Source organism: Streptomyces sp. NPDC055632, assembly GCF_053618675.1.
The window spans coordinates 1-8,089 of record NZ_JBSHHY010000077.1; the positions used below are offsets into that span (position 1 = coordinate 1).

Sequence of the window (8,089 nt, forward strand, 5' to 3'; positions counted from 1 at the left end):
ACGCAAGGGCAGCCACTTCCTTGCCTTCCTGGGCCTCGCCGCAGCTCTCACCTGCTACAAGAAACTCGCGAAACTCACCACGTGAGACAACCTCTTACTGGGGGCAGCGACGAGGCGTCGCGAAGACGCGTAGGCGGTGCGGTTGGCGCGTCTCATGAATCATGGCGAGGGTGATGCCACCTGAGCAGGACCTTGTCAGGTTGGCGAGACGCTTGACAGCCGTTTTCGCGTTGAAGATGGCAGTTTCCTGGTCGGAATCGCAGTAATGGACGTGCTCAGGAAGAGGGGCGCCGCTGACGATCCTGAAGTTCACCGCGGGCGGTCGACCAAACGATCTCGAACTCATCGGCCGACAACGACTGCGGGTCGTGCCCTTCCCACTCGGAGATGGCCGGTTCCGCGGTCAGACCGTAGACGCTCTCGTATTCAGCGGACCGACCGTCCCTTTGGGCTTCTTGCCACTCGGCCAGCGAGGCAGCGGTCAGAGCCTTGTTTCCAGGCTCCTGCAACTCGACTTGCCGGATCACATAGCCATCGGCGTCCAGCTCGAAGTAGAACCACACCTCTTCCTCGTCCCAGAAGCAGCGAACCCAGGTCGTCACGGGCTCACCGCGTCGAAGGGCTCGTCGTGCCAGCGCCAGTCGGCGGTGCCGTCGTCGTGGATGTGCAGAATGAACTCGGCGACCGGGCCGCCGCCGGGAAGCGTCAGGGTGAGCGCACTGCGGATCTGGGTGTAGCAGGCATCGGCCCGGTCCCAGTCCTCCTCGTCGACAGCCCGCTCTTGCTCACTGAAGAGGGGACGGAACTCTTCAAAACCAGGAAGTGTCTCGACTCCTGCGTGCGTCCAGGGCATATCGGCGCCGGTCACGGTCAGCCGGGCAATCTCCTGGTCGCCGTGGTGGAGCCGCCAGATACTGCCGGTGATGAGGTTCGGGTTGGCCATGTCTCCCATGATGACGATCGACACTGACAGTCGGCGAGTGAGATCACGGCCCCTTCTCAATCACGGGGACGACCATCTCATGCAGCGGAAGCTGATGGGGTGCGATGTTGAGTCGCTGTGCCGCTTCGGTCGGCAACTGGGGATGGTCTTGCCAGTAACGCGAGGCGAACAGGCTAGTGAGAACGATGACCTCGGGGTAGGTGGCCAGTTCGATCCGGGCGTCGGAGGGACGGTGGGGATCACCGAACGGGTCCTCGCCCAGCACGTGGAGGCGGCGGTTCCATCTCTGTTGAAGCGGCTCACCGCTGCTTTCGCTGGTGAACCACCTGTTCAGGCGGTCGCGGGCGTCGATGTAGGCCAGTGCGGTGGAGGGATGTGCGCCTCGGCGGACGATCCGGTGATGGCGGAGATTGGCTCGCAGGATCTCGGGCAGCCGTGTCAGTTCATGCTGTTCATCGCCGAGGAGCCAGCGGTGGTGACGGTGGCAGACGCCTTCATGGTGTGGAGTGCTGCGGACGACGAGGCCGTGGATGTGCCGCCGGGCCATGCAGAGGCGACAGGCCGGGCGGCGCCGTGGCTCGATGACCTCCTCATTGGCGGACCGAAGGTGTCGGAGCGGGTCGCTGATCGTGCCGAGCGGCGGCATCGCGTGGACCAGACAGGACGGGCTCCGGCCGGTCAGTGCGGCGAGCCGCCCCAGTGCGTCTGGGGTCCAGTAGCCGACTCGGTTGTCGACTCGGCGGTGCTGGCGCGACGGACCGACCAGGGACTAGAGGTAGCCGATGGTGAGATGGTTGGCGTCGGCGAGGCGGTTCAGATAGGAGCCGATGGTCTCGCGATGGACAGGCGGCGGCGCAAGCGGCAGAAGTCGCGGCCGGGTGGTCACGCGATACGTTTCTCATTGCGGACCCGGCGTCCGCGTGCGCGTGTCAGGTTCTGCTGTTCGGCACTCTCGTCCAGGTCGACTCGTTCCAGCGAGGCTTTGGTGATCTTCTCGCTGCCGTCGAGGATGGCGTCCAGGGCGGCTTCGCGGACGAGGTGGGACAGGCTGCCGATCATGCCGCCGGTGCGGTCGTGCAGGTAGGAGCTCAGCTTCAGCAAGGTGCCCGGCCGGTGGGCGTGCAGCCGCAGGGACTCCTCCAGAGTCGCCACGAGAGAACGCCAGGAGTTGCGCTGTTCCTCGGTCTTGTGGCGGAAGGGGCTGGTGGGGATGAGGGTGTAGCGGCTGGCGATCTGTCCGCCGCGGCGTCCGGCGAACAGCCCGGTGCCCTCGACGTCGACGCCGGCCAGGACGAAGGTCGCCGGGATACGTTCGGACAGGTACTTGATCTGGTCGGATGCCTCGGCGCCCGCCCGCGTACCGATGTCGAGATTGTGCAGCTCGTCGATGAGCACGAGACGGCAGCCGAGCGTGCAGAGCAGGTCGCAGACCTTGTTGGTGACTTCGACCTGGCTGAAGCGTGACGGCAGCGGCAGGCCGATGAAGCGGGCGAACTCGATGGCCAGCATCTTCGGTGTGGCCGCGGGTGGGACGGTGACGTAGACGACCGGCAGGGAGTCCGGCGGGATCTCGCCGCGACGGCGTCCCAACTGTTGGTAGTTCTTGCCCAGTTGGGTGATGGCGGTGGTCTTTCCGGTCCCGGCCGGGCCCGAGACGATCAGTCCGCGGCGGGCGGAGTGCTGGTGCCGGTTGAGCAGGATGCGCTTGCGGCCGGTCGCGGTGACATGGCGGATCGTCGGGGTGGAGACGATGACGAGTTGCGCGTGGTAGTCCTCCAGGGCCTGGTCGTAGGCCGTTCGTTCCGCCTCGGTGAGCCGTTGCAGGGCCGCGGGCGCCAGGACGGCTGGCGCGGTGGTGGTCTCCGCGGTGAAGGCGGTCCAGCCCTCCTTGGTCGTCAGCGGGTGGTCGACTTCTTCCGGCTCGAGGAAATGCGTCATCAGCGGCTCCCGTCCGTGAAGGCGTCAAACACACCGAACGGGATGACCTGGGCGATCTCGCCTTCGCCATCAGGTTCCGTCTCCGTTTCCGGTTCGGGTTCTCGCCGTGCCTGCGGCAGCGCGGGGGCGGCGGTTGCCGCCTTGGTCCGGGCGGCGATGCGCCGGTCGGGCCCGTTCCCGGCGCGAGTCAGCAGGTCGTCGATGACGACCGCGATGGCGTCCTCATCGGTGTCGCCGGCCCCCTTGGCGGCCAGCACGGCTCGGGTATGGCGCCAGGTGAAATCGGCAAACGGCGCCGAGACCGTGCCCAGCCGAGTCCAGGGAACAGTGATCCAGCCTCCGGCCCGGGTATCGCGTACCCAGACATGAGAGAGGTCATAGGGGTCGTAATGGACCTCCCAGAGGTTGCCCTTGGTGTCCACTCCGGACGGCTGGCGCCGGTAGGAGCCCAACTCCCGGCAGTCGTAGGTGCGGTAGTCGAGCGTGATGCCGTAGTCGTTGATCTTCCGCCACTCGACGGGCAGCAGCTCGATGTAGTCGTCACCGCTGAGACAGACCGGCAGATAGCCGGTGCGGGAGACCAGCATGGCGTAGACCTCGTTCGGCGAGAGGGCCTTGCCCGGCAGGAACGGACTGCGCAGGGAGTCATGGGGGCGGGTCTGCCACCGGGCGATAACCCACTCGTGGAAGAGATCGGCGAGTTCCGCGATCGTCCAGACCGCCTGGACGTCCCGGCCGCGGCGGGTGGTGTCGGAGCCGACTTATCCAGCGACGTGCTGGCAGAACAGCGTGTTGATCGACTCGAAAGTCCGCTCCACGACTCCCTTGTCCGTCGGCGTGGCCGGCCGCGCGGGCTGGAAGGACATGCCCAGCGAACGGCAGGCCGCGACGAACGTGTCCGAGACGAAGACCTTGCCCCGGTCCACGATGATCGTGTCCGGGACGATCACCGGTCGTGCCGCGGCGTGCTCCAGGCGGGCATCCACACTCATCAACCGGGCGTGCGGGATCAGCGAGGCGGACATCCGCAGGGCGTCCGACCAGCCGGGCCGCATCGGTTCGGGCACCAGCATCCGCGCCAGCAGCAGTGCGGCATCCACGGCCTTCGTTCCGGCCGGCCGCAGGATCGCCGCGCAGATGGTGCGGGAGGCGACATCGACCGCGATCGTCAGCTCCACCCGCCCCACCACGCCGTCGTCCAGGACGGCCAGCACGTCCAGCGGCGTGGTGTCGATCTGCACCACCTCACCGGGACGGGCGGCCAGCGTCGGAGTGAACGGAGCCTCCGGCCGCCCGGCCAGAGAACGCCGGGTCGTTGCCGCCCCAAAGCTGTGGCGCCCCTCGGAAAGCGACTTGAGCAGCCGGAAGTACGTTGCCCGCGACGGCAGCGGGACCGCGCCCTCCCCATGCCGCTCGGCGACGAGCTTCTCGGCCAGCCGGATCACGCGGGTGCGGGTCCCCGACGACGCATCCTCCTGCGCGGCCAGGACCTCCAGCACCGCCTCGACCAGACGCTCGTCCACCCGCCCGATGCCCGGCGCCATGGACAGCCGGGTAGCCCGCCGGTCCACCAACCCCCAGAGCCCTTCATCCCGCCACTTCGACCTCAGCCGGAACAGGGTCCGGTCCGACACCTCGTTGCCTGCCGCGGTCAACTCGGCCGCCTTGGACACGACGCGCTCGTTCACGGTTCGCCACTGCGGGTCGTACTCCGGCCGAGGAACAGTCCCTTTCGGTGCATCCAGCGGGAGCCCGGTCTCCACCTCGATCAGGTGCTTCTCGTAGAACCGGGCCTTGCGCAGAGCCACTTCGGGAACAGTGTCCAACAGGCCGAAGGGCGGAATCCCCGGCGTGGGCGCCGTAGAGTCCAGCAGCTCGAACCCCTCTGACACCATCAGGTGAGCGAACATCACCATGCTCGCGGTGTTGTGCTCGTCGAGCAGGCGGACCGCCGTCCCCGACAAGCCCACCACGGTGTGGACCCGGTCCTCGAACCGGACCCGGTCACCCACCCGCAGGACACCCTTCGGCCGCTCGTGCTCGGTCATCAGCCCTCCACCCGGCTCACCAGAGAGTGATCGCTCAAAGGGCGCGACAGATCCGTTGTTAGCCGCCCGCACCACAGCAGATGGAAGACGACCGGCAGGACCAGGATCGGGTCACCGACCTGCGCTGCCTGGGCCGCCAGCGGTCCGGGAACGGCGAAGGCAGCCTCCACCGCTTCCTCCAACCCGGCCTGGCCGAACCGGGGATGGCGAAACCCGGAGAGCCACCGCAAGTTCGCCACCCGCATCCGGTCGATCTCTCCCACGAGCCGGAAATCCCACCCCACCGCCTCGCATGCCATCTGCGTTCCGGCGAACTTGGCCAGGTCCCGCGGCTTGCTCCGACGAGCCTCCGGCCGGCAGTCCACCACCATGGCCGACCCGTCGGCCCGACGGGCGAAGTAGTCCGGCGCGTGGGACAGCCGTGTCCCCTCCGGCGACGTCCAGAACAGCCAGAACGGCTGCGACGCGAACCACGAGATTCGGGGGTCGAAGTCCATCGCGATCGCGTGATCACGCTCCAGCCAAGACTCGAACCCCACATGACGCAGCATCGTGGCCGCCCAGTACAAACCCGGAAAATTCCTCTGCCCCCGGTACGACGGGAACTCCCGTACCGGAGCGGCCTCCTCGAAGGCCACCCCGCACGCGTCCTTCAGCGGCCTGCGTACCTCGACACCATTCCGGACCCAGGCCACCTCGAAACCGGCCGCGCTGTCCCTGCCGCTCAGCGGCTCCCCCTGATCATCCACACCAGGACGATGTCCACTGGATTGAGACAAGCCACCTGAACCGAGACAAGAGCCACCCCAAAGCGGGACACCGTCTCACTCAAACCTGTCCCGCCCCTCGTACCGCAGGCTCAACGCACAGATCAGTGCGACAAGCTGCGGTTCGATGCGACGGGACAACAACTGGGGCCGGTGTCTCACCACGGTGTCGGACCCGACATCCACCCGACACCAGTCGTGAGATTCCGACACGACATTCGTGCCCCTACATGTCGCGTACTCATGTGGTCACGATGTCGGTGAAGCGCGTGTAGTGAGCCTGGAAGGCGACGTCAGCCGCGATAGTGGGCCGGGAGCTCCGCGCCTTCGCGACCACAAGGTCGGCTTCCATAGGCCGAGACGTTCGGTCGTACGCATCCTCGCGGTGGACCAGGATTACGGTGTCCGCGGCGAAGGCGAGTTGCTGACCGGCAGAAACGGCCGAAGCCGTTCCGACTCGGCATCCGTGAGATCGCCCCGCTCCATGTCCATAAGAACGATCAGCAGAAAGAGTCAGTCGCATGCTCTGCCGGATCAGTCCTAGTCTCCTGAGAATCCGAAGATTCCCAGGTGAGTCGGCCTGTCGCCGGAGTAGAGGACGATGTAGTAACCGGTCCACCGCATCTGACACTCACCGAGCAGGCTTTGCTCGTGCTCCTCATGGCTCGCAGCCTCATGGGCAGCAGCGGCAAGTTCCTCATACTGCTCGACCGACGGTCGGTTTGTGCCGAAGTGGTGGATTACGCGGTTGAGAGCCAGAGGGCGCAGGGTGCCGTAGTCAGCGATGCCGGACCTAGTCGGCGGGTCATCCGTGGCAACAACCCTGTCAATGTCGAGGATCGTATGGGTGCCCTCGGTCTCCATGAACTCCTCGTCCTCGTAGAGATCCTCCAGGCTCCGGTATCGGGCATCACTGCCGTACTCCTCCTGGAACACCCTGGCCTGCAGTGTCGCCAAGGCCGCCTCTACATCGCCGTCGTACCCGGTGACGTAGTCCCATCCGCTGGCACCCATCGAGCCACCCCTCCCTGATGATCGTGAACGCGCGAACGATAGCGGCGGAGACTGACAACGCCGCTGCCTGGCGTCGGACTCTGCTCGGCGTCCCGGATTGAGGTGGCCAGGCTGGCTCTGTTCACGTCGGAGGGCAGCGTTTCGACAGCAGTTTTGGAGGCACCTCTCGCGCCGGATGTTCACGAAAACAGGTTCTGGCTCAAGTTCTGTGGTCTGTGACGTTGGGTAACCGATTAGATCTCGAAGAGGGCTTCCTCTTGTGGCGGGATCGGAGGGTCGAGGAGGTCGCGTAGGCGGGTGATCTCCTGACGCCACCGCGACCAGTTCGCAGCTTCGGCCCACTGCTCGGCGAGTTCAGACCGGTCAGAGAACACTTGGTCCAGGGCTTCGACGGCGAGCATTCGAAGGTCTGCCGGCAACTCCGTTAGCGGCTCTGATGAGCTCGTAACACGATCTTGTTGATTAGCCCTGGTTGACCGCGCCCGGTGTGACGATTCGGCCGTTCGGGAGGGTGTGAGTACCCGGTCGTGGATCGTGGATCGTGGACGGTGGCCTGTGGGCGATGGTCGAACCGTTGCTGCCGCCCTGGCCGGAAAAAGTTCTCAGCCCGCGGCCGGTGACGGACCGGCAGTGCCTGCAGGGCATCCTGTACGTGCTGATCAACGACATCACCTGGCAACTGCTGCCCTCGGAGCTGGGGTTCGGCTCGGGCCAGACATGCTGGCGGCGGCTGGACCGCTGGCAGCAGGCCGGGGTCTTCGAGCGGCTGCACGGGATCCTGCTCGCCGAGCTGAACGCGGCCGGCGAGCTGGACTGGTCCCGAGCATGCGTCGACGGCTCCCATGTCCGCGCGAAAAAAAGGGGGGTGCCGACACCGGTCCGTCGCCGGCCGGCCGACGGAAAACGGGCAGCAAGCACCACCTGATCTGCGACGGACGCGGCACCCCGCTGAAGGTCATCACCACCGCGGCGAACGTCAACGACATCCACCCAGACCCTGGCCCTGGTCGACGGCATCCCGCCCGTCGCAGGACGCCCGGGCCGGCCCCGCCGACGCCCCCGGGCCCTGCTCGGTGACAAGGGCTACGACTCCGACCCCAACCGCCGCGAACTGCACAAACGCCGGATCCTGCCGGTCATCTCCCGCAGAGATGCTCCGAACATCGAGGGCCTGGGCAAGCTCCGCTACGTCGTCGAGCAGACCTTCGCCCTCGTCTCCCTCGCCTGCAGCCTCATCTGCTGGAGACGCCTCAAGAAGACCCAAACATGATCGTGTTACGAGTTCTTACTGATCGTTTCAGAATGAGTTCGGCGTAGGGGCTTGGCAGTCGGGTTGGGTGGCGGCACAGTGGTTCGGGTGTCGGATGATCTTGTGCCTG

Annotated in this window: 9 protein-coding genes and 2 pseudogenes; 1 reads left to right on the plus strand and 10 read right to left on the minus strand. The window is 66.3% G+C overall.

The window, feature by feature from the left end; translation table 11 throughout:
* Positions 1 to 275 precede the first annotated feature (275 nt).
* The 10 genes and pseudogenes from ACWGSR_RS37190 to ACWGSR_RS37235 all read right to left on the minus strand — a co-directional run bounded on the left by ACWGSR_RS37190 (position 276) and on the right by ACWGSR_RS37235 (position 7,243).
* Positions 276 to 602, minus strand: a complete 327-nt coding sequence (locus ACWGSR_RS37190) for a hypothetical protein (RefSeq protein ID WP_453573770.1) — start codon at positions 600 to 602, stop codon at positions 276 to 278.
* On the minus strand, positions 599 to 943 hold the full coding sequence (locus tag ACWGSR_RS37195) for a hypothetical protein (protein WP_453573773.1): 345 nt from the start codon (positions 941 to 943) through the stop codon (positions 599 to 601). The genes ACWGSR_RS37190 and ACWGSR_RS37195 overlap by 4 nt, the downstream gene beginning before the upstream one ends.
* A 43-nt stretch (positions 944 to 986) precedes the next feature.
* On the minus strand, positions 987 to 1,589 hold the full coding sequence (locus ACWGSR_RS37200; RefSeq protein ID WP_453573776.1) for a hypothetical protein: 603 nt from the start codon (positions 1,587 to 1,589) through the stop codon (positions 987 to 989).
* Positions 1,590 to 1,825: 236 nt separating this feature from the next.
* Positions 1,826 to 2,881, minus strand: coding sequence for a TniB family NTP-binding protein (locus ACWGSR_RS37205; RefSeq protein WP_453573779.1), 1,056 nt, complete (start codon positions 2,879 to 2,881; stop codon positions 1,826 to 1,828).
* On the minus strand, positions 2,881 to 3,468 hold the full coding sequence (locus ACWGSR_RS37210; RefSeq protein ID WP_453573782.1) for a Mu transposase C-terminal domain-containing protein: 588 nt from the start codon (positions 3,466 to 3,468) through the stop codon (positions 2,881 to 2,883). Before ACWGSR_RS37210 ends, ACWGSR_RS37205 begins: the two co-directional genes overlap by 1 nt.
* 174 nt (positions 3,469 to 3,642) lie before the next feature.
* Positions 3,643 to 4,929, minus strand: coding sequence for a hypothetical protein (locus tag ACWGSR_RS37215; RefSeq protein ID WP_453573785.1), 1,287 nt, complete (start codon positions 4,927 to 4,929; stop codon positions 3,643 to 3,645).
* Positions 4,929 to 5,678: a TnsA-like heteromeric transposase endonuclease subunit gene (locus ACWGSR_RS37220; RefSeq protein WP_453573788.1), complete on the minus strand. Its 750-nt coding sequence runs from the start codon at positions 5,676 to 5,678 to the stop codon at positions 4,929 to 4,931. The genes ACWGSR_RS37215 and ACWGSR_RS37220 overlap by 1 nt, the downstream gene beginning before the upstream one ends.
* Before the next feature lie 259 nt (positions 5,679 to 5,937).
* Positions 5,938 to 6,105 (minus strand): annotated as a pseudogene (locus tag ACWGSR_RS37225) (DnaB-like helicase C-terminal domain-containing protein); the annotation flags it as partial.
* Positions 6,106 to 6,236: 131 nt separating this feature from the next.
* Positions 6,237 to 6,710: a hypothetical protein gene (locus ACWGSR_RS37230; RefSeq protein WP_453573791.1), complete on the minus strand. Its 474-nt coding sequence runs from the start codon at positions 6,708 to 6,710 to the stop codon at positions 6,237 to 6,239.
* A 233-nt stretch (positions 6,711 to 6,943) separates the two neighbouring features.
* A complete protein-coding gene (locus tag ACWGSR_RS37235) occupies positions 6,944 to 7,243 on the minus strand; it encodes a DUF4259 domain-containing protein (RefSeq protein ID WP_453573793.1) in 300 nt (99 codons plus the stop codon).
* 29 nt (positions 7,244 to 7,272) lie between these two features.
* Between ACWGSR_RS37235 and ACWGSR_RS37240 the strand changes: the two are divergent.
* A pseudogene (locus tag ACWGSR_RS37240) lies at positions 7,273 to 7,980 on the plus strand (IS5 family transposase).
* Positions 7,981 to 8,089: the final 109 nt, after the last annotated feature.